Annotated in this window: 17 protein-coding genes; 6 read left to right on the top strand and 11 right to left on the bottom strand. The window is 63.8% G+C overall.

All coding sequences use genetic code 11. From position 1 onward, the window contains the following. Positions 1–94 precede the first annotated feature (94 nt). Positions 95–526 (top strand): DUF1489 family protein, encoded by a 432-nt coding sequence (locus AB4M76_RS04815; protein ID WP_368440673.1) that lies wholly within the window; start codon positions 95–97, stop codon positions 524–526. Positions 527–532: 6 nt separating this feature from the next. Here the strand turns inward: AB4M76_RS04815 and AB4M76_RS04810 are convergent, their stop codons facing one another. From AB4M76_RS04810 to hisS, 9 genes are all read right to left on the bottom strand, one after another. Further along, entirely contained in the window at positions 533–2,350 is a 1,818-nt protein-coding gene (locus tag AB4M76_RS04810; protein ID WP_368440672.1) for a long-chain fatty acid--CoA ligase, read from the bottom strand. A 10-nt stretch (positions 2,351–2,360) separates the two neighbouring features. Next, entirely contained in the window at positions 2,361–3,155 is a 795-nt protein-coding gene (locus AB4M76_RS04805) for an ABC transporter ATP-binding protein (protein ID WP_368440671.1), read from the bottom strand. 73 nt (positions 3,156–3,228) lie between these two features. Further along, complete coding sequence (locus tag AB4M76_RS04800) at positions 3,229–4,437, bottom strand: ABC transporter substrate-binding protein (RefSeq protein ID WP_368440670.1); 1,209 nt, start codon at positions 4,435–4,437, stop codon at positions 3,229–3,231. 33 nt (positions 4,438–4,470) lie between these two features. Beyond that, on the bottom strand, positions 4,471–5,541 hold the full coding sequence (locus AB4M76_RS04795) for a branched-chain amino acid ABC transporter permease (protein WP_368440669.1): 1,071 nt from the start codon (positions 5,539–5,541) through the stop codon (positions 4,471–4,473). Beyond that, the gene (locus tag AB4M76_RS04790; protein WP_368440668.1) at positions 5,538–6,530 is read right to left on the bottom strand and encodes a branched-chain amino acid ABC transporter permease; all 993 of its coding nucleotides are present in this window, start codon (positions 6,528–6,530) and stop codon (positions 5,538–5,540) included. Before AB4M76_RS04790 ends, AB4M76_RS04795 begins: the two co-directional genes overlap by 4 nt. An 82-nt stretch (positions 6,531–6,612) precedes the next feature. Further along, on the bottom strand, positions 6,613–7,428 hold the full coding sequence (locus tag AB4M76_RS04785; protein WP_368440667.1) for an ABC transporter ATP-binding protein: 816 nt from the start codon (positions 7,426–7,428) through the stop codon (positions 6,613–6,615). Between the two features lie 211 nt (positions 7,429–7,639). After that, the gene (gene hisG, locus AB4M76_RS04780) at positions 7,640–8,329 is read right to left on the bottom strand and encodes an ATP phosphoribosyltransferase (RefSeq protein ID WP_067260848.1); all 690 of its coding nucleotides are present in this window, start codon (positions 8,327–8,329) and stop codon (positions 7,640–7,642) included. After that, the gene (locus AB4M76_RS04775) at positions 8,326–9,408 is read right to left on the bottom strand and encodes an ATP phosphoribosyltransferase regulatory subunit (protein WP_368440666.1); all 1,083 of its coding nucleotides are present in this window, start codon (positions 9,406–9,408) and stop codon (positions 8,326–8,328) included. The genes hisG and AB4M76_RS04775 overlap by 4 nt, the downstream gene beginning before the upstream one ends. Further along, entirely contained in the window at positions 9,408–10,973 is a 1,566-nt protein-coding gene (gene hisS / locus AB4M76_RS04770) for a histidine--tRNA ligase (protein ID WP_368440665.1), read from the bottom strand. The genes AB4M76_RS04775 and hisS overlap by 1 nt, the downstream gene beginning before the upstream one ends. Positions 10,974–11,139: 166 nt before the next feature. On the opposite strand from hisS, the gene AB4M76_RS04765 reads away from it, so the two are divergent. Then, the gene (locus AB4M76_RS04765) at positions 11,140–11,346 is read left to right on the top strand and encodes a SlyX family protein (RefSeq protein ID WP_368440664.1); all 207 of its coding nucleotides are present in this window, start codon (positions 11,140–11,142) and stop codon (positions 11,344–11,346) included. Positions 11,347–11,355: 9 nt separating this feature from the next. Here AB4M76_RS04765 and AB4M76_RS04760 read toward each other — a convergent pair whose 3' ends face one another. Both AB4M76_RS04760 and dnaE read right to left on the bottom strand, forming a co-directional pair. Further along, complete coding sequence (locus tag AB4M76_RS04760; RefSeq protein ID WP_368440663.1) at positions 11,356–11,940, bottom strand: hypothetical protein; 585 nt, start codon at positions 11,938–11,940, stop codon at positions 11,356–11,358. Positions 11,941–12,006: 66 nt separating this feature from the next. Beyond that, the gene (gene dnaE / locus AB4M76_RS04755; RefSeq protein WP_368440662.1) at positions 12,007–15,543 is read right to left on the bottom strand and encodes a DNA polymerase III subunit alpha; all 3,537 of its coding nucleotides are present in this window, start codon (positions 15,541–15,543) and stop codon (positions 12,007–12,009) included. Between the two features lie 215 nt (positions 15,544–15,758). Here dnaE and xdhA point away from each other — a divergent pair, with 215 nt between their 5' ends. Genes xdhA through AB4M76_RS04735 form a run of 4 tightly spaced genes read left to right on the top strand, consistent with a single transcriptional unit; the run spans position 15,759 to position 21,827 of the window. Next, positions 15,759–17,150 carry a xanthine dehydrogenase small subunit gene (xdhA, locus tag AB4M76_RS04750; protein ID WP_368440661.1) on the top strand — a complete coding sequence of 464 codons (1,392 nt, stop codon included), beginning with the start codon at positions 15,759–15,761 and terminating at the stop codon, positions 17,148–17,150. Continuing rightward, on the top strand, positions 17,147–19,561 hold the full coding sequence (xdhB, locus tag AB4M76_RS04745) for a xanthine dehydrogenase molybdopterin binding subunit (protein ID WP_368440660.1): 2,415 nt from the start codon (positions 17,147–17,149) through the stop codon (positions 19,559–19,561). The genes xdhA and xdhB overlap by 4 nt, the downstream gene beginning before the upstream one ends. After that, a complete protein-coding gene (xdhC, locus tag AB4M76_RS04740) occupies positions 19,558–20,313 on the top strand; it encodes a xanthine dehydrogenase accessory protein XdhC (protein ID WP_368440659.1) in 756 nt (251 codons plus the stop codon). Before xdhB ends, xdhC begins: the two co-directional genes overlap by 4 nt. Next, positions 20,310–21,827, top strand: a complete 1,518-nt coding sequence (locus tag AB4M76_RS04735; protein ID WP_368440658.1) for an ABC transporter ATP-binding protein — start codon at positions 20,310–20,312, stop codon at positions 21,825–21,827. The genes xdhC and AB4M76_RS04735 overlap by 4 nt, the downstream gene beginning before the upstream one ends. The last annotated feature ends 27 nt before the right edge of the window (positions 21,828–21,854 follow it).

The following is a 21,854-nucleotide window of genomic DNA, read 5'->3' as shown; positions in this document are numbered from 1 at the left end:
GTAAATTTCACCTCTCACTATACAAGAATTTGCATGTGATTGAAATCCAACTACCTTATATCGTGTGGATCAATGGAATCGCTGGGGGGCGATAGTGACCGGAAAGATTAACCTTATAAAGCTGTCGGTTGGCACCGAAGGCGTCGACAGCCTCGCCAAATGGCAGGCGCGCAAGGATGTGCGGACCCACGACGGTCTGCCGCGTCATGTCACCCGCATGTGGCCCAAGCGGGAGGCGGAGATTCTCAATGGCGGGTCGATCTATTGGGTCATCAAAGGCGTCATTCAGGCCCGGCAGCGGATCATCCGACTGGAGGAAATCACCCGCGCCGATGGCATCCGCCGCTGCGCCATCGTGCTCGACCCCGAGATCATCCGGACCCAGAACAGCCTGCGCCGCGCCTTCCAGGGCTGGCGCTATCTCACCCCCGCGGATGCGCCCCCTGATCTGCCCGAAGGCCGCGAAGAAGAGGCCGATCTGCCGGTCGAGTTGAACCGCGCGCTGGCCGAGATCGGCGTGCTCTGACCCCGCTCAGCCGTAAAGCGCCTCGATCTCCCCGGCATAGGCTTCATAGACCTTGGCGCGGCGCACTTTCATTGTCGCCGTCACCTCGCCGTCGTCGTGGTCAAGCTCCTTGCGCATCAGCCAGACCTTCTTGACCTGCTCCACCCGCGCCAGATCGCGGTTGTGTTTGTCCACTTCGGCCTCGATCAATTCCTGCACCTTCGGATGTTCGGCGAGCGAGCGGAAGGTGGTATAGGCGATCCCCTGCCCCTCGGCCCAAAGCCGCACCGTGTCCATGTCGATCTGCACCAGCGCGGTGACATAGGGCCGCTTATCGGCCACCGCGACCACCTCCTTGATAAAGGGGCTGGCCTTGATGACGTTTTCGATATGCGCGGGCGCGAGGTTCTTGCCAGCGGCATTGATCATGATGTCTTTCTTGCGGTCCACCAGGGTGATCGAACCATCGGCCTCCTGCCGGCCAACATCGCCCGTGTGCAGCCAGCCGTTCCGAATGGCCTCGGCCGTGGCCGCGGGGTTCTTGTAGTAGCCTTTGAAGATCGTCCCGCCCGCAAAGAGCACCTCCCCATCTTCGGCGATCTTGGTCCGCACCCCGGTCACAGGGAAGCCGATGCGCCCGTCACATTGCCCCCAAGAGCGCTGGATCGTGCCCACGCCGGAGGTCTCGGACATGCCCCAAGCCTCGCGGATATTGACCCCGATGCCGCGCATGAACCCCAGCAGTTCAGCGCTGATGGGGGCGGCGGCAGAGATCGCAAAGCTCGTGCGCCCCAACCCCAGATAGCTGCGGATATGGCGGTAGATCAGCGCATCCCAAAAGGCGTTCGCGATCCGGTCCTGCGTGCGCCACCTGTCGCGCCGCAGCATCCCCCGCCGCTGCGCGCCTTTGAGCGCCATCAAGGTCAGCGGCCCCTTGAGCCGCCCTGCCGTCTGCGCCTGCACCAAGACCCCCGCCTGCATCTTCTCCCAGATCCGCGGCACGCCGAAAAACACCTGCGGCGCCACTTCGCGCAGATCAAGGGTGATGGTCCGCAGGCTCTCGCCAAAGTTCATCACGAACTGCTGCGCCAACCCGTTGATCACCGTCACCGCTTGTTCGGCAATATGGCACAGCGGCAGATAGCTCAGCACATCCGTCCCCGGTGGATACTCCCCGAAAACATCCCGCGCCACGGCCACGCCTGCATGAATGTTGCCATAGGAAATTTCCGCCGCCTTGGGTGGCCCGGTGGAGCCGGAGGTGAAGACCATCATCGCCGTGTCCTCCGGCTTGATCCCCGCCTGCCGCGCGTGCAGATCACCCGCCAGACCCGCGATCCGCGCCCGGCCCCGGGCCAGCAGATCGTCAAAGCTGATCAGCCCCATCAGGTCTTCGCCGGTCGTGCCCTTGGGGTTGAAAATCACCAATTGCCGCAGCTGCGGCACCCGCCCCTCCAATTCCTTGATCTTATCCAACTGCTCCTGGTCTTCGATAAAGAGCACCGTGGTGTCAGAGGCATTCACCAGATGCTCCAACTCCGCCGCCGGGCTGGTCGGATACATCCCCACCACAACCCCCGCCGCCGCGTTGATGCCAAACTGCGCCTGCACCCATTCACTGCGGTTCTCGCTCAGGATGCCAACATGCCCCCCCGGGGTCAGCCCCAGATCGACCAGCCCCGCCGCCGTGGCCTGCATGATCTCCTGCAGGCCCGCCCAGGTGATCTCATTCCAGATGCCGAATTCCTTTTGCCGCATCGCCACGCCGGTGGGGCGGTTGTTGGCGTGGTTATGCACCATGCGCACCAGCGGCGCGAAATCGCCCTTGAACTCATCAAATGCCATGGCGGTCTCCCTAGCTGAGCCAGCGTTTGCGGCGTTTGTAATGTTTCACATCGCGGAAAGACTGCCGGGCGCCGCCCTCTTCGCCCATGCCAAGGTAGAAAGACTGGATGTCCTTGTCGCCGCGCAGCTTTTCCACATCGCCCTCCATCACGATCTGGCCGCTTTCCATGATGTAACCGTAGTCGGCCACCGAGAAGGCCACCCCCGCGTTCTGCTCCACCAGCAGGATCGCGGTGCCGTCCTCGGCATTGAGCCGTTTGATCGTGTCGAAAATCTCAGCCACCACCTTGGGCGCGAGGCCCAGTGACGGCTCATCCATCAAGATCAACTCAGGCCGCGCGATCATCGCCCGGCCAAAGGCCAGCATCTGCTGCTCTCCGCCCGACAGATAGCCTGCGATCTGACGCCGCCGCTCCTTCAGCCTCGGAAAGAAGGCATAGACCTTGTCGTAGTCCGGCTTGGCCTGCCGCCGATCCAGCGCATAGGAGGCGGCGATCAGATTGTCCTCCACCGTCATCTCGCTGAAAATCCGCCGCCCTTCACGCACGTGGAACAACCCCTGCTGCACCAGACGATCAGGCTGGACCGTCATGATCGACCGCCCCTTGAAGGAAATCCGCCCCTCGCCCACCTCGCCATTCTCCAGCGCCAGCAGGTTGCTTGCGGCTTTCAGCGTGGTGGTCTTGCCCGCGCCATTGGTGCCCAGCAGTGTCACGATCTTGCCGTCCGGCACCTCCAAAGACAGCCCGCGCAACGCCTGCACCGTGTGATGATAGGTCACTTCGATGTTCTCGATGGTCAGCACGCCGCGCGCCCTCTCTCTTTTTGGCCAGAAATATTTCGAGGGTCCGGGGGCCGCGCCCCCGAACCTGTCGCGCTCAAACGGTGAACCAGTCCGATTTCGGGGTGAACAACCCATCTTCGGGGTTGTAGCCATAGACCCGCCCCGTCCCGATCGCATTGTTCTCCATGCTCACCGGCCCGCCGAAGAAACCGCCCGTGTCCCAGTCGGAGATCCCGGCGAGGGTCTCGGCAATATTGTCGGCGGTCAGTTCCTGCCCCGCCTCTGCCGTGTCGCGAAAGGCTTTCATGGCGATTTCCAGGCCGCACATGGTCTGGATCGCCCAGGTCGACATGTAGTTTTCCAGCGGCGTGCCGGCGAACATCTCCTTGCTCAGCGCCGCATATTGCTGATAGCGCGGCGCGTCTTCACGGTCATAGAAATAGCGGTAGGGCATGACCCCCTCATAGCCGGCAAGGAAGGGCCCCGCCTCGGCGGTGATCCGGTCGGCGATGAGTTTCTCCATCCCCCAGAACGTCCCCTTGAATTGTACCGGCAGGCCAAACTGCCGCGCGCCGCCGATAAGCTGCGGCCAGACGCCGGTGACATAGCCCTGCAAAATGCAATGATCCGCCCCCGACTGCGCCAGTTTGGTGACATGGGTCGGGATGTCCGCACCCTCGGCCTTGGTGCTTTCCTCCAGCACGACCTCAAGGCCCAGCTCCTCGGCGGTCTTGCGGCCATGTTCGATCGGGTCGCGGCCAAATTCCGTGTTGGAGAAGATGAAGGCCACCTTCTGCCCGCCCTGGTTCTTGATGTTCTGCAACAGGATATCAAACTGGCTCTGATAGGTCGGGCCGCTCAGATACTGATAGGGGTGCGTCGCGGGGTCCGCCAGTTCAGAGGCGAAAGAGGTCGAGCCCATGATCCGCGCATTCTCGCCCTTGAGCTCTGGCGCGATCAGCTTCATCGCCCCGGTGCTGTCCGCGAAATAGCCGATCATGTTCTTGCCTTCCGAAGCCAGCGCGCGCTGGTAGTTGTTCAGCGCGTTCTGCGGCACATAGCCCGAATCTTCGGTCACGAAACGAATGGGCGTGCCCGCCACCCCGCCCTCATCGTTGAAAAGCTTCGCGGCCATGGCAAAGACCGGGGCAACCAATTGGCCTGCGGTGGCGAATGGCCCGGTCAGGGGCAGGGATGCGCCGAGCACATATTCTTTGGGCTGCGCGCGCAGGATCATCGGCGTGCCGGTGATCGCCGTGGCTGCGGCACTGGTGGCGAGGAAAGATCGGCGGTTCATGGTCATCTGGTCTTCTCCCTAAAGTGGCCTTCGGTGGTCTTATCCGCGCGCAAAGGGCCATCTGTTTGCGGCGCGTAGGATACGGTCGACGATCTGGTTGATGCCCAAGGGCTCTTTCAGCAGGAAGAGCACCAGCAGGACGCCAAAGGCGATCTGCTGTAGCGGCGCGCGGAGCTGGCCTGCCCCGCCGCTATCGCCCGCCAGCGCCCCGAAGAGCACTTTGATCACCTCGGGCACCATCACGACGATGATCACGCCAAAGACCGGCCCCATGGTGCGCCCCATCCCGCCGATGATCAGCGCGGCGACAAGGTTGAGCGACAGCGCCAGCTCAAACTGTTCGGGCAGGATACGGGCATAGAAATAGGCAAAAAGCGCCCCCGCCAGACCGCAGTATGCGGCGGAAAGCGCAAAGCTCATCAGCTTGTAGCGCAAGAGCGAAATGCCGAGGATCTCGGCGGAGTAGTCCCGGTCCCGGATCGCGATGAAAGCCCGCCCGATCCGCGTGCGGATCAGGTTCTGCGCCGCCAGAAGCGAGACCAGCCCCACCACCGCAATTAGCCCGAACATCTCGCGCTTGGTCTCCAGCTCCCAGCCCAGCAGGTTCGGCACATGGGTGTTGATCCCCACCATGCCGCCGGTCCAGGGTGCAAAGAGGTCCTCTTCGATCAAGAAGATCACGATGAAATTCGCCGCCAGCGTCGCCACGGCAAGGTAAAGCCCCTTGACCCGCAGGCTCGGCAGCCCGACCAGCACGCCAACCAGCGCCGCCAGCGTCACGGCCAGCGGCACCGAGATAAAGGGCATCAGCCCCGCCGGGATCACCCCCGCGCCGAGGTTGCCAAAGATCGTCACCGCATAGGCGCCAATGGCGACGAAAGCCCCATGTCCCAGCGAGACCAGCCCGGTGTAGCCGGTCAGGATATTGATCCCCACCACCGCGATCAGCAGGATGCCCATCTGGCTTGCAATGAGGATCAGGTAGTCATTGCCAAACAGGGTAAACAGCGCCAGCGCCGCAATCGTCGCATAGACGAAGGCCTGTTTGTAGCGGTTGTTCAGCACCCGCTCATCGGCGGCATAGGTCGATTTGAGGTTCGCGTTGATCATATCCGCTCCACCTCTTTTTGGCCCATCAGCCCATGCGGCCGCCAGACCAGCACGATCAGCACGGTGACATAGGGCACGATCTCGGCCCAGCCGCCGCCCATCTTCCATTGGGTCATGGCCTCAAGCACGCCAACCACCATCGCCGCGATCAAGACGCCCACATAGCTGTCGAGCCCGCCCATCAGCACGATGGCCAGTACCGAAAAGCCGAAGAGCCCAAGGCTTGGGGAAATCCCGTTGCGCGTGGCGAGGATCGCGCCCGCGATGGCGCCTGTCGTGCTGGCCAATACCCAAGCGCGGGAGAAAACCTTGGGCACCGAAATGCCCATCGAATAGGCCGTTGACTGGTCCTCAGCCGTGGCGCGAATGGCGATGCCGCCTTTGGTGAATTTCACGAAGGCCACGATCCCGCCGAACAGAAGCAGCGCCACGGCCATGTTCACCAGATCGGTACCGAAAAGAAAGATCATCGTACCGAAGAGCTCAAAGCGGATCGGCATATTGGGCGCGATATAGGGCACGGAGGCGGCATCCGCCGTCCAGATCAGCTGCGCGGCGCCCGAGAGGATGGAGATCAGCCCCACCGTCACCATGATCATCGCAAAGATCGACTGCCCCATCAGCGGCCGCATCAACACCCGCTCGATGATCCGCCCCAGTATGGCGTTGCAGATGAGCGCGCCCAGAAGCCCCAGCAGGATACGCGGCAGGTTCGCCACCCAATCCAGCACCGCCGCCACGGGTGAAAACATCGGCAACTCGCCCCGCATCTCAACCATCCAAGCGGGTTGCCACGACGCCAGCCACGCGGGCGCCCAGGGCTGGCCCGGGACGATTACCGCGAAGGTGAAATAGAAATAGGCCCCGAACATGATCAGATAGCCATGCGCGAAGTTCACCACTTTGGTCGCCTTATAGACGCTCACGATCCCCACGGCGATCAGCGCGTAAATCGCCCCGGCCATCAGACCGTTAATGGCAAATTGCACGAACTGCCCCATCAAAGCGCCTCCCTTTCCACAGCCCTGGAACTTTTTGAAAATTCCGGCCCGATTTCTTTAAAAGAAATCGTCATGCCGCGGCCCCCAGATAGGCTTCGATCACCGCCGGGTTGTTCGAGACCTCCTCCGGCGTGCCGCTGGCGATCTGCTGGCCAAAGTTCAACACGACGATGCGGCTGCAAATATCCATCACCATATGCATGTCATGTTCGACCAGCAGGATCGTCGTGCCGAACTGCTCCTGCACATCAAGAATGAAACGCGCCATATCCGCCGTCTCTTCCCGGTTCATCCCAGCCACCGGCTCATCGAGCAGCAACACCCGCGGCCGCATCGCCAGCGCACGGCCCAGCTCGACCCGCTTTTGCAAGCCGTAGGGCAACATTGTGATCGGGTATTTGCGGATATGGTCGATCTCAAGAAAATCGATCACCCGCTCTTCAATCTCGCGGCGCAGTTCCAGTTCCGCCTTCTGCGCCGCCCCGAAATAGCGCAGCGCCTGCCAGACGCTGGTATTGAGCCGCGTGTGGCCACCGAGCTTGATATTGTCGAGCACGGTCATGCCGCGAAACAGCGCGATATTCTGAAACGTCCGCGCCAGCCCGAGGCCTGCGCGCCTGTCGGGGCTGAGCGTCGTGATATCGCGCCCCTCAAAGGAGACCCGCCCCCGGTCTGGCTTGTAGAACCCTGATATCGCGTTGAAAAGTGAGGTCTTGCCCGCCCCGTTCGGGCCGATAACGCCGGTGATCTCGCCCGCGTTTGCTTCGAAATTCACACCCTGTAGCGCTTTGATCCCGCCAAAGGACAGATGCAGATCTTCGATTTTCAGCAATCGCCCACTCCCATGCGGCGACAGCTTCGGCCCCTCCCACGGGGCAGACGACATCCGATCATCGACGGATCCTCCCTATGTCCCGCGCTGCACCCCTTTTGGCGGGGCTTCAGCATAGGGCCTGTTGATCCCTTCACCCTATCCGAAGCGCGCCATCCCGCAAGTCTCTTGATGGGTCGCAGGGCAAAGCGCTCCCGAGCCGGGGAGGCTCGGAAGGTGCAATCATATGGAAGGGAAGGGAAAAACCTGCCGCTATGACGCTACGTCAGGTCAGCTGCGCGATCAGGGTTTTCAACGCTTTACGGCTGTGATCTTCCAAAGGCGCCATGCGCGAGCGCCAAAGCGTCGCCTGCGATTGCAGGATCAGCCCGTCGCTGAGGATCTTGAGGTGATTGGCCCGCAATGTCTCCCCGCTTGACGTGATATCGGCAATCGCCTCGGCGGTCTCATTGAGCACCGTGCCCTCCGTGGCGCCCTGGCTGTCGACCAGCGCATAATCCGCCACACCATGGGTCCGCAGGAACTCCCGCACCAGCCGGTGGTATTTGGTGGCAATGCGCAGGCGAAACCCATGTTCCGCGCGAAAGGCTGCCGCGGCGGCGTCGAGGTCGTCGAGCGTGTCGACATCGACCCAAGCCTGCGGCACCGCGATGATCAGATCGGCATGGCCAAAGTTCAACTCTTCCACCGGCTCGACCAGCTGGTCCCAAAGCGCCAGTTTCTCCTGCACCAGATCGGTGCCCGTAACCCCCAGATGTATCCGCCCCGCCGACAGTTCGCGCGGGATTTCCCCGGCCGAAAGCAGCACCAGCGACACGTCTTCGATGCCCTCGACCTTGCCCGCATATTCACGGTCGGACCCGGTGCGCTGCAAGCTCACACCGCGCGCGCCGAACCATTCAAAGGTCTTTTCCATCAGCCGCCCCTTGGAGGGCACCCCGAGCTTCAGCGTCATTGTCCGGCCTCCAGTTCCAGCATCAAGCCGGGGCGCATCACGCCGCCCACCGCCGGGATCTCATCGCCCTGCCCGAGCCGCCGGGTCAGCGCGTCATAGCGTCCGCCGCTGGCGATATTGGGCAGATCGGGCCGCGCCTCGGCCCGGAAGCCAAAGACAAAACCGTCGTAATATTCCATCGAAGAGCGCCCGTGGCTGGCCTCGAAAATCAGCGCATCCGTGTCGATCCCCCGGGCGCGCATCGCCTCGGCCCGCCGGGCCACGCCAGAGACCGCATTGGCAATGGCGGGCATGTCCACCATCAGATCGCGCAGGCGGCTCAATGCATGGGGCAGGGTCTCGCGCACTTCCAGCAGGGCATCGAACAGATCGACCTGCTGTTCCGAGATCGGGGCGGTCTTGGCATCCTCATGCAGGGCCGCAACCCGGGCGTCGATCTCGGCGCGGGTCCGCAGGCCCACCATCGGCGCATCGCAATCCGCGCCCCCTTCGGCCAGCAAGGCCTGGCGTGAGGCGGGCACCGGGCTGCGCCCGGCATAGCGGTCCAGCAGGGCGCGAAAGCGCCGGGGCCGCCAGATGTGCCGCATCAGTGCCTGTTTGCGCGCGGGCGAGGTCTCAAGCCCCTGTACCGCCGCCATCAGCACACCGATATCACCGGTCACTGGGCGCACCGGCAGCCCCTGCAATGCCTCTGCAATCAGGGCGAAAACCTCGGCATCCGCCGCCGCCGGGTCGACCCGGTCAAAGACCTCATAGCCGACCTGAATATATTCATTGGGCCGGTTCGGGTCATGTTCCTGCCGGCGAAACACCTCGCCCGAATAGGTATAGCGCGCCGGCTCCGCCCCATGCGCCATATGCATCTGCACCACCGGCACGGTATAATCGGGCCGCAGCATCTGCTCGCCGCGCAGCGCGTCCGAGGTGACATAGGCGCGCGCGCGGATGTCCTCGCCATAGAGGTCCAGCAAAGTATCCGCAGGTTGCAAGATCGGCGGCTCGACCAAAGCCGCCCCCTGTGCTTCAAAGATCGCGCGCAGGCTGGCCGCCCGGGCCAGCGTCTCGGAACGTGTCGGCATCAGCTTGTCCGGTCCAGAATATCGCGCACCGCCTGCACCAGATCGCCGCGCGCCACCTCATATTGGTTCTTGCGCTCTTTCCATTCGTCATGGCTGGCGTCCTGCGCCATCTGCGCGCCCAGCACCATGTCCTTGATCTGCACCACGCCGCGGTCTTGCTCGTCACCCCCTTCGATGACGACGACCGGGCTTTGGCGCTTATCGGCATATTTCATCTGGTTGCCGAAGTTCTTGGGATTGCCAAGGTAGACCTCCGCCCGGATGCCCGCCTGCCGCAGCTCGGCCACCATGGCCTGATAATCGGCCATGCGGTCGCGGTCCATCACGGTGACGACGACCGGCCCGGTGGCCTCACCCGCCAGACGCCCTTTTGCGGCCAGTGCGGCCAGCAGCCGGTCGACGCCGATCGAGACACCGGTCGCGGGCACTTCCTGCCCGGTGAACCGCTTGACCAGATCGTCATAACGCCCGCCCCCCGCGACCGAGCCAAAGTTCCGCGCGCGGCCCTTTTCGTCTTTGATCTCGAAGGTCAGTTCGGCCTCGAACACCGGGCCGGTGTAATAGCCAAGACCGCGTACGACCGACGGGTCGATTTCCACCCGGTCAGGCCCATAGCCACCCGCCGCCAGCAGGTCCGAAATCAGTTCCAGTTCATCGACGCCAACATTACCAATTTCCGACCCCGCAACAGCCTTCCTCAAATTGGCAATAGTATCCGCATTTGAACTTCCTTTCGCTGTCAGGAAGTTCAAAACGAGACGCGCATCGTTTTCAGGCAATCCGACACCATCAATAAATGCGCCAGACTGGTCCTTCCGTCCTGAGGTAAGAAGCTCGAATACGCCTTGGATGCCAACTTTGTCGAATTTGTCGATCGTCCTCAGCACATCATCCGCGTTAATTGCTCGATTAAGGGCTTGGTTCATTACTTGCGAGTATGCCGCCTCGACAGTGCCCCGAAGATTGTTGTCCGCCGGATACTCCTTATTCAAACCGACCATCTCCAGCACCCCATTGAGCACCTTGCGGTTGTTCACCCGCACCACATAATCGCCGCGTGCGATGCCGACCTCTTCCAGACAATCGGCCAACATGGCGCAAATCTCAGCATCCGCCGCCACCGAAGGCGCGCCCACCGTATCCGCATCACATTGATAGAACTGCCGAAACCGTCCCGGCCCGGGCTTTTCGTTGCGCCAGACCGGCCCCATGGCATAGCGGCGGTAGGGCATCGGCAGGTCGTTGCGATGCTGCGCATAGACCCGCGCCAAGGGCGCCGTCAGATCATAGCGCAGCGCCAGCCAGTCACCGGGCTTGTCGCCCTCCGCATCCTCTTGCCACGCAAAGACCCCCTCATTCGGGCGGTCCACATCGGGCAGAAACTTGCCAAGCGCCTCCACCGTCTCCACGGCTGAGCTTTCCAATGCATCGAACCCATAACGCTGATAGACCGCCGCGATCTTCGAGAGCATCTCGGCCCGATGGGTCACCTCGGCCCCGAAGTAATCGCGAAACCCTTTTGGGGTCTGCGCCTTGGGACGGGGGGTTTTCTTGGGCTTTGCCATAGCAAGGATCCTCGGTGCATCAATTGGCCTCGCGTCTAGCCCAAGCCCCCCGTGAGGGCAAGTAACGCCGCCGCTTCGCTCAATCCCGCCGGAGATACCTTGGGGAAGCAGCGCCCCCTGTCCCGGCCTGCCAAGCCATGCTAAGCCCGAGAAAAAGGATGCCCCCATGTCAGACATCACCGACCGCCTCGAAGAACAGATCGCCCATCTGACCCGCAGTGTCGAAGACCTCTCGGAAGTCGTGGCACGGCAGGAAGAAGAGATCGTCACCCTGAACCGCCGGGTCCATATGCTGATGCAGCGCGAGGGCGAGCGCGATGCCTCAAGCGGCGGGGCGGTGGTGCTGGGCAATGAACGTCCGCCGCATTACTAACCTCACGCTTTACGGCGCGGATTTCACCGCCACCGCCATGACGTCCCCGTCGTGAACCAAGACCTCTGACCAGCGCGATGTCTCGCCAAACCGCTCATAGGCGCTGACGAAAAAGGTGGTCCTGTCCAATGTCGCGATGCGCTTGCCGCAGGGCTGCCCGCGCCGGGCGCCGCAGACCTCTGTCTTGATCTGCTCATAGGTGGCATCGGTCGCGCCATAGGGCAGGTCTTCGCCCGCGGGGCCAAAGCGGAATTGCTCATAGTCAGAGGCCCCGGCCAGCAGGACATTCGCCGCGGTCAGCTGGCGCGGGCAGCCGTCGGAAAAGCCGGTGATATAATAGCTGCGCGCGCCTGACGTGCCGGGCTGGGAATCATACAGACGGTAGCCCCGCACCGCCGTCTCATTCACCTGCTGCCCCAGATCGCGCCCCTTGGCATCACAGACCCGCGCCACTTCGCCAAAATGCAACAGCGCGCCGAAATCCGCATCCCGCACATCGGCCGAGCCTTTACCCGAATAGCTGCCCCCGCCCGGCAAAGCGGCACAGCCACCCAAGATTGCCAAAAGGCTGATAAGGCTCGCTGCTCGCTTCATGGTCCGCTCCCGTAGTTTTGGGCGGAGGTAGCGCAAGGGGGGTGCATCGTCCACCCGGACCGCGGCTCAGATTTCCTCGACCTCCATCACCCCATCAAGCGAGCGGATCGCGCCCTTGATCTGCGGCGTCACCGGAAATTCGCGGCCCAGATCGACCTCGACCTCGCCGGGCAGATCGGGGTGCATGAGGCAGAATTGCACCGGCCCCTTGCCCGCCGCCTTGACCGCCTGGCGCGCGCCGTCGAGCACATTGGCGACGGCCTGAATGGCGCCCGGCCCGTCGATAAAGACCCGCAGCCCCATGCTGCCCGCATCCGCCACCGCCGCGTCGATCGGCGCGACCGAACGGCCCAGCAGCTTGAGCTGGTCACTCTCCATCGTCGCCTCGACGGTGATCACGATCTTCGAGCCGACCTCAAGATGCTCCCGCGCCAGTTCCAGCGTGTCGGAAAACAGCGTCACCTCATAGCCGCCCGTGGTGTCCGACAATTGCGCAAAGGCAAAGCGGTTGCCGCGCGCCGATTTGCGCTCCTGCCGCCCCGCGACCACCCCCGCGAGCCGCGCGTTCATGGCACCCCGGGTCGAGACCTTCTCGGTCAACTCATCAAGCGTCAGGAACGGCAACCCGGTCTCCCGCGCCCATTTGCGGCGCAGAGGGGCCATATAGTCATCAAGCGGGTGGCCGGAGAGGTAGAAACCCACCGCCTTGAACTCCTCGGCCAGCCGCTCCGCCGACTGCCAATCGTCACAGGGCAGCATCCGCGGCTCGGGCAGATCGTCGCCCGCCTCGCCAAAGAGCGAGACCTGATTGCTGGCCTTCTGCTCATGGATCGCCGCCGAATAGCTCACCAGCCCGTCGAGCGATTGGAACACCCGGCGCCGGTTGCTGTCGAGCTGGTCGAAAGCGCCCGAGCGCACCAGCATCTCCAAGGGCCGTTTGCCGACGCGTTTCAGATCCACCCGCCGGGCGAGGTCGTAAAGCGTGGCGAAAGGCTTGTCGACGCCGTCGACCTTGCGCCCCTCGGTCACCAGTTTCATCGCTTCAAGACCGACGTTTTTCAGCGCGCCGAGGGCGTAGACCAGCGCCCCGTCGACCACTTTGAAGGTCGCATCCGAGCGGTTCACGCAGGGCGGCACCCAAGGCAGTTCGAGCCGTTTGCGCACCTCTTCAAAGTACACCGCCAGTTTGTCGGTGAGGTGAATATCGCAGTTCATCACCCCGGCCATGAATTCGACCGGGTGGTTCGCCTTCAGCCAGGCGGTCTGGTAGCTGACCACCGCATAGGCCGCGGCGTGGGATTTGTTGAAACCGTAGTTGGCGAATTTCTCCAGAAGGTCGAAGACCTCCGCCGCCTTTTTCTTGTCGACCCCATTGGCCATCGCGCCCTTTTCGAACTTGGGGCGTTCCTTGGCCATCTCCTCGGCGATCTTCTTACCCATGGCACGGCGCAACAGGTCCGCGCCGCCAAGCGAATAGCCCGCCATGACCTGCGCGATCTGCATCACCTGTTCCTGATAGACGATGATGCCTTGGGTCTCTTCGAGAATGTAATCGATCGACGGGTGCACCGATTCCAGCTCGCGCTGGCCGTTCTTGACCTCGCAATAGACCGGGATGTTCTCCATCGGGCCGGGACGGTAGAGCGCCACGAGGGCGACGATGTCCTCGATACAGGTGGGCTTCATGCGCTTCAGCGCATCCATCATGCCGCTGGATTCCACCTGGAACACCGCGACCGTCTTGGCGCTGGAATAGAGCTTGTAGGTCGCCTTGTCGTCGAGCGGGATCGTCGCCACGTCGTCGACATGGCCCTCGGGCGGCTCGTAGATCTGGCGGCCATCGGCGGCGATATGCAGATGGCGCCCGCCCGCCTTGATCTGATCCACCGCGTTTTGGATGACGGTGAGGGTCTTCAGGCCCAGAAAGTCGAATTTCACCAGCCCGGCCTGTTCGACCCATTTCATATTGAACTGCGTCGCCGGCATGTCCGACCGCGGATCTTGGTAGAGCGGCACCAGCTGATCGAGCGGCCGATCCCCGATCACCACCCCCGCCGCGTGGGTCGAGGCGTTTCGCAAGAGCCCTTCGACCTGCTGGCCATAGGTCAGAAGCCGGTCCACGACCTCTTCGTTCTTGGCCTCTTCCCGCAGCCGCGGCTCATCCGCCAGCGCCTTTTCGATGGAGACGGGTTTGACCCCCTCCACCGGGATCATCTTCGACAGGCGGTCGACCTGCCCATAGGGCATCTGCAGGACGCGGCCGATGTCGCGCACCGCCGCCTTCGACAGCAGCGCGCCGAAGGTGATGATCTGCCCCACTTTGTCGCGGCCATATTTCTCCTGCACATAGCGGATCACCTCTTCGCGGCGGTCCATGCAGAAGTCGATGTCAAAGTCGGGCATCGAAACCCGTTCGGGGTTGAGGAAGCGCTCAAACAGCAGCGAATAGCGCAGCGGATCGAGGTCCGTGACCGTCAGCGCATAGGCCACAAGCGAGCCCGCACCCGAGCCCCGCCCCGGCCCCACCGGGATATTGTTATCCTTGGCCCATTGGATAAAGTCGGCAACGATCAGGAAGTAGCCGGGAAAGCCCATGCCTTCGATGATGCCCAGTTCGAAATCGAGCCGTTTCTGGTATTCCTCAACACTCACCGCATGGGGGATCACCGCCAGACGCGCCTGCAAGCCCTCATTGGCCATGCGGCGCAGCTCGGCGACCTCGTCATCGGCGAATTTCGGCAGGATCGGGTCGCGGCGGTAGGCCATGAAGGCGCAGCGTTTGGCGATCTCGACCGTGTTGCTCAGCGCCTCGGGCAGATCGGCGAAAAGCGTCGCCATCTCGGCCTGCGACTTGAAGTAATGCTGCGCGGTCAACCGGCGGCGCGGCTGGCTTTGGTCGACATAGGCGCCTTCGGAAATACAGATCAGCGCGTCATGGGCTTCATACATGTCGGGCTTGGGGAAATAGACGTCATTGGTCGCGACCAGCGGGATGTCCATCGCATAGGCCATTTCGACAAAGCCGCGCTCGGTCAGGCGCTCAGGCTCCGGCTGGCCGCCGTCCTCCGGATGGCGCTGCAATTCGACGTAAAGCCGGTCGCCAAAGGCGCGGTGCAGCCGCTGCATCAGCGCTTCCGCCGCCGGGCGCTGCCCGCCCTGCAGGAGCATCCCCACCGGCCCCATCGGGCCACCGGTCAGGCAAATGATATCGGCGCTCAGCGCCTCCAACTCATCCAGCGTCACCTCGGCCACCGCCCCGCCCTTGTCGAGGTACAGGCAGGAGTTCAGCTTCATCAGGTTCTCATAACCCAACTCGCTCTGCGCCAGCAGCACCACCGGCGCGGGCGGGCGCGGTTTCTCACCGGGTTGCACCTCGACATAGGCCACGTCGACCTGACAGCCGATGATCGGCTGCACCCCCGCACCGGCCATGGCGACAGAGAACTCAAGCGCGGCGAACATGTTGTTGGTATCGGTCAGCGCCAGCGCGGGCATGCCCGCGTCGCGGCACATGCCGGGCAGCTTTTTCAGCCGCAGCGCGCCCTCCAGCAGGGAATACTCGGAATGGCTGCGCAGGTGAATGAATCGGGGATCATTGGACATGGCTGCAAGTTACGCCAGCCATTCCGAAGGCACCAGCGCCGGAACGCCCCCTGCGCCGTTTTACCCCCAACGCATTTCCCCCCCAACGCATTTTTTCTTGCCAAGCGCCCCTTCCCCCCGCTAGCCTGACCTCCACCCTCGCCCGCGCCCGGTTCTACGCCGCATCGAACCCGCGCATCTTTTGGGCCACCTAGTACCGCGGCGGATGAAAACCGATGGACATCACTTTTCTTCTTAACGGAGAAGTCGTGTCGCTCTCCAACGTATCCCCGACGACGACACTGCTGGACTGGCTGCGCGAAGAGCGTGGTCTGACGGGGACCAAAGAGGGCTGCAACGAGGGCGACTGCGGGGCCTGTTCGGTCATGATCACGGACCCGCAAGGCAGCCGGGCGCTCAATGGCTGCATTCTGTTTCTGCCCCAGGTGAACGGCAAAGCGGTCACCACGGTCGAAGGCATGGCAGGCCCCGACGGCAGGCTGCACCCGGTGCAGGAAACCATGGTCGCGCATCACGGCAGCCAATGTGGCTTTTGCACGCCCGGTTTTGTTGTCTCCATGGCCACGGCACATCTCAACGGCGCCACGGATCACGATGTGCAACTGTCGGGCAACCTCTGCCGTTGCACCGGCTATGCGCCGATCATCCGCGCGGCGGAAGCGGCAGAAGACAAGCCCGTGCCCGCGCATCTGCTGGGCCTCAAGGGCAAGCTGGCGCAGGACATCCCTGCCCCCGCCAAGGCCGAAGGCGCGCCGCATGTGCAGCCCGCAAGCAGCGACGCATTGGCGGCATGGTATCTCGACAACCCCGAGGCCACGCTGATCGCCGGAGCGACGGATGTGGGCCTCTGGGTCACCAAGGGTTTCCGCGATCTTGGCCCCGTGGCCTTTCTCAACCACTGCGACGATCTGCGCGGCATTACCGAGGATGAGACCGGCCTGCGCATTGGCGCGATGACCACGTTGACAGAAGTCGAGGCGAAACTCAGCCCGCTGCATCCGAGCCTCGGCGCGATGCTGCGGCGCTATGGCTCGACCCAAGTGCGCAACGCCGCCACGCTGGGCGGCAATATCGCCAATGGCTCGCCCATCGGCGACGGCCCGCCCGCGCTGATCGCGCTTGGCGCCACCCTGCATCTGCGGCGGGGCGACACCCGGCGCGAGATCGCGCTGGAGGACTTCTTCCTCGACTACGGCAAGCAGGACCGCGCGCCGGGGGAATTTGTCGAAGCCATCACCGTGCCGCGCCAGCATGACACGCTGCGCTGCTACAAACTCTCGAAACGCTTTGATCAGGATATCTCGGCGGTCTGCGGCTGTATCTCGATCACCGGCAACGGCACCGAGATCCTCACCGCCCGTGTGGCATTCGGCGGCATGGCGGCCACCCCGAAACGTGCCGCGGCGGCAGAGGCGGCGCTGGTCAGCCAGCTTTGGAACGAAGACACCATCCGCGAGGCGATGCGTGCGATGCAAGACGACTTCACCCCGCTGTCGGACATGCGCGCCTCTGCCGCTTACCGGATGGAGGCGGCGCAGAACATGCTCATGCGTTACTTCCACGACGCCAACGGCGCATCCACCGATCTGCAGGAGGTCTCGGCATGAGCGTTGCAAAACCCCTTCCCCATGACGCCGCGACCCTCCATGTCACCGGGGCCGCGCGCTATGTCGATGACATCCCCAGCCCGCGCGGCACGCTGCATCTGGCCTTTGGCCTCAGCCCCGTGGCGGCGGGCGAGTTGACGGGGCTTGACCTTGACGCCGTGCGCGAAGCGACGGGGGTGGTCAAAGTGCTGACCGCCGCCGACCTCACGCATGATTGCGACACCTCGCCCTCGAACCATGACGAGCCGCTTTTGGCCACGGAACAGGTGCATTTCGCAGGCCAGCCGCTCTATCTGGTGGTGGCCACCAGCCATCTCGCCGCGCGGCGCGCCGCACAGCTGGGCAAGCCGCAGATCACCCCGCGCGACCCGATCCTGACCGTCGAACAGGCGCTCGCCGCCGACAGCCGGTTTGAAGACGGCCCGCGCATCTATCAGAAGGGCGACGCCGAGGCCGCGCTCGATAAAGCCCCGCGCCGCCTGTCTGGTCAGATGGAACTTGGCGGGCAGGAGCATTTCTACCTCGAAGGCCAAGCCGCCCTTGCCCTGCCGCAGGACAATGGCGACATGCTGGTGCATTCCTCGACCCAGCACCCGACCGAGGTTCAGCATAAAGTGGCCCATGCCATTGGCCGCCCGATGCATGCCGTGCGGGTTGAGACCCGGCGCATGGGCGGTGGTTTTGGCGGTAAGGAAAGCCAAGGCAACGCCTTGGCCGTGGCCTGTGCGGTGGCAGCAGCCATGACCGGCAAGCCCTGCAAGATGCGCTATGACCGCGATGACGATATGATCATCACCGGCAAGCGGCATGATTTCCGCATCAGCTATGACGTAGGTTTCGATGACGCGGGCCGCATCACCGCGCTGGATGTGACCCATTACACCCGCTGCGGCTGGTCGATGGACCTCAGCCTGCCGGTGGCTGACCGCGCCATGCTGCATGCCGATAACGCCTACCACCTGAATGACATCCGCATCACCTCGCACCGGCTGCGCACCAATATGGCCAGCGCCACCGCCTTTCGGGGGTTCGGCGGACCGCAGGGGATTGTCGGTATCGAACGGGTGATAGATCATATCGCCCATGAGTTGGGCCTTGACCCGCTCGCCGTGCGCCGGGTGAATTACTACAGCGACAATGCCCATCACGCGCCCGAGGTTGAGAACACCGGCACCGCCATCGACAACCGCACCCCGCCGGAGGCCGAGGCCGACCTGTCGTCGCGCGGCGCGCCGCCGGCGCCGGTTGCGGCGCAATCCGTCCCCACCGCCCCGCCGGATGTGCAGACCACACCGTACCACCAGCCGGTGACCGACTGTATCATCAACGCGGTGACCGACCGGTTGGCCGAGAATTGCGATTATCACGCGCGCCGCAAGGCGATTGCCGAGTGGAACGCGGCAAACCCGCTGCTCAAACGCGGCATCGCGATCACGCCGGTCAAGTTCGGCATCTCCTTCACCCTCACCCACCTCAACCAGGCGGGCGCGCTGGTGCATGTCTATCAGGACGGCTCGATCCACCTGAACCACGGTGGCACCGAGATGGGGCAAGGGCTGTTCCAGAAGGTCGCACAGGTCGCGGCCTCGCGCTTTGGCGTCTCGCCGGAACTGGTCAAGATCACCGCCACCGATACCGCCAAAGTGCCCAACACCTCGGCCACGGCGGCCTCTTCGGGGTCGGACCTTAACGGCATGGCGGCGCAGAACGCCTGCGACACGATCCGCGACCGCATGGCGGAACATCTGGCCGAACGCTACCAGACCACGCCCGATCAGGTGCGCTTCGCCGACGGCATGGTGCGCATCGGCAGCGAAGAGATCACCTTTGCCGCCGCCGCCGCCTCGGCCTATGAAAACCGCGTGAGCCTCTCGGCCACCGGCTATTACAAGACGCCCGACATCGAATGGGACCGCATCGCCGGGCGCGGGCGGCCGTTCTACTATTTCGCCTATGGCGCGGCCTGCACCGAGGTGGTGATCGACACGCTGACCGGGGAGAACCGCATCCTGCGCGCCGATCTGCTGCATGACGCCGGTGCCTCGCTGAACCCGGCGCTCGACATCGGCCAGATCGAAGGTGGCTATGTCCAGGGTGTCGGCTGGCTCACCACCGAGGAACTGGTCTGGGACGAGAGCGGCACCCTGCGCACCCATGCGCCGTCGACCTATAAAATCCCCGCCTGTTCGGACCGCCCGCCCGTGTTCAACGTGGCCCTCTGGGACCAGCCGAACCCGGCGCAGACGGTTTACCGCTCCAAAGCCGTGGGCGAGCCGCCCTTCATGCTGGGCATCTCGGCCTTTATGGCCTTGTCGAACGCGGTCTCGGCCTGTGGGCCGAACTACGGCGATCTGCAAGCCCCCGCCACCGCCGAAGCCGTGCTGGCCGCCGTGGGACGGGCGCGGAAATGAGCGCGATCTTCGTGGAGGTCACCGCCACGCGCGGCTCTGCCCCACGGGATGCGGGCACGGCGATGAAAGTCACGCCCGATACAACCGCGGGCACCATCGGCGGCGGCGCGCTGGAGCATCAAGCCATCGCCCATGCGCGCAGAATGCTGGCCGAAGGCCGCGCCGAAGACACCCAGACCCTGCCGCTCGGCCCCGGTCTGGGCCAATGCTGCGGCGGCGCGGTGAGCCTGCACTACAGCACCGCCCCGCGCCCGCTGGACAGCGCCGCCCCCCTGCCCCTGCCGGCTGTGCAAAGCGATGTGCCGCTCTGGCTCTGGGGTGCCGGGCATGTGGGCCGCGCCGTGGTGACCGCCTGCCCGCCGCGCGCCTTTGATATCACCTGGATCGACAGCGCGGCGGAGCGTTTCCCAGACCGGGTGCCGCCCCATGTCACCGTCACCCCAACTGCCGATATGCCGCGCCTTGCCGCCCATGCGCCGCGCGGCCCGCATCACCTGATCTTCACCTATTCCCATGACATCGACCTTGCCCTCTGTGCCGCCCTGCTGCAACGCGGCGCGGCCAGCATCGGTTTGATCGGGTCTGACACGAAAAAGGCCCGTTTTTCCCGGCGATTGGGCATGATGGGGCTGGACCCCTCGGGCATCATCTGCCCTATTGGCGAAAAATCGCTGGGCAAGCTTCCGGCGCAGATCGCCCATGGGACGTTGAAAGCCCTTATCGCCCGGACCCAGACAAAGGTTTCCGCATGACAGAACCCCTTCTCGACCTCTCCGGTGTGACCAAAGCCTACCCCGGCGTTGTCGCGAATGATAATGTCTCGCTGCTTATCGCGCCGGGCGAAGTCCATGCCCTGCTGGGCGAAAACGGGGCGGGTAAATCGACGCTGGTCAAGATGATCTACGGGTTGGTCAAACCCGACGCGGGTCAGATGCAGATGCATGGGCAAAGCTACGCCCCCACCGACCCCCATGCCGCGCGGCAGGCGGGCGTGGGCATGGTGTTTCAGCATTTCTCGCTTTTTGATGCGCTGAGCGTGGCGGAGAACATCGCGCTCGGCATGGAAAACCCGCCAAAGATGCGCGAGCTGAGCCAGCAGATCCGCGATGTGTCGGACACCTACGGGCTGCCGCTCTCGCCCGACCGCACGGTTGGCGACCTTTCGGCTGGGGAGCGCCAGCGGGTCGAGATCATCCGCTGCCTGCTGCAAGAGCCGAAGCTCTTGATCATGGATGAGCCGACTTCGGTCCTGACCCCGCAAGAGGTTGAAATCCTGTTCAAAACCCTGCGCAAGCTCAGCGCCGAGGGCACCGCGATCCTCTATATCTCCCACAAGCTCGAAGAGATCCGCAGCCTCTGCGACAGTGCGACGATTCTGCGCTTGGGCAAGGTCGTGGGCCATTGCACCCCGCGCGAAACCTCGGCCCGTGACATGGCCGAGATGATGGTGGGCTCGGCCCTCAAGACGCCAACGCGCGAGAGCAAGGAGCCGGGCAAGGTCATGCTGACACTCGACAAGCTCTCGGCCCGTTCCGACAGCGCCTTTGGCATGCCCCTGCGCGACATCTCGGTCGAGGTGCGCCGCGGCGAGGTGCTGGGCATCGGTGGTGTCGCGGGCAATGGGCAGGACGAACTCTTGAACGCGCTCTCGGGCGAAACGCTGGTCAGCCCTGGCATGCTCAGCTTTGACGGGCGCGACATTGGCCTGCTCGGCCCGACCGCCCGCCGCGCGCTCGGGGTGTTGACGGCCCCGGAAGAACGGCTGGGCCATGCCGCCGTGCCCGACATGTCGCTGACCGAAAACGCCATGCTGACCGGCGCTGCCCGCGAAGAGCTGGAGCGCGGCGGCATGCTCGACTGGGGCAAGGCGCGCAGCTTTGCGGAGAAGATCATCAAGACCTTCGACGTGCGCACCCCCGGCCCCGGCAATGCCGCCCGTTCGCTTTCGGGCGGGAACCTGCAGAAATTCGTCATCGGGCGCGAGGTGTTGCAACGGCCGGAACTGCTGGTGGTGAACCAGCCCACATGGGGCGTCGATGCCTCTGCCGCCGCCGCGATCCGGCAGGCGCTTCTGGACCTCGCTTCGGGCGGCACCGCCGTCATCGTCATCAGCCAGGACCTTGATGAGCTGATGGAGATTTCCGACAATTTCGCCGCGCTGAACGAAGGCCGCCTGTCGCCACCCCGCCCGGCCCAAGGCCTCACGGTCGAGGAGATCGGCCTGATGATGGGCGGCGCCCATGGCATGGAGGTGGCGGATGTTTGACGCGACCTTTGCAATTTTCACTCTGAC

Source organism: Sulfitobacter sp. PS-8MA (assembly GCF_040933935.1).
Taxonomy (GTDB): Bacteria; Pseudomonadota; Alphaproteobacteria; order Rhodobacterales; family Rhodobacteraceae; genus Sulfitobacter.
Note: the sequence above shows the minus strand (reverse complement) of the source record. Positions and strands in the feature narration are given on the sequence as shown.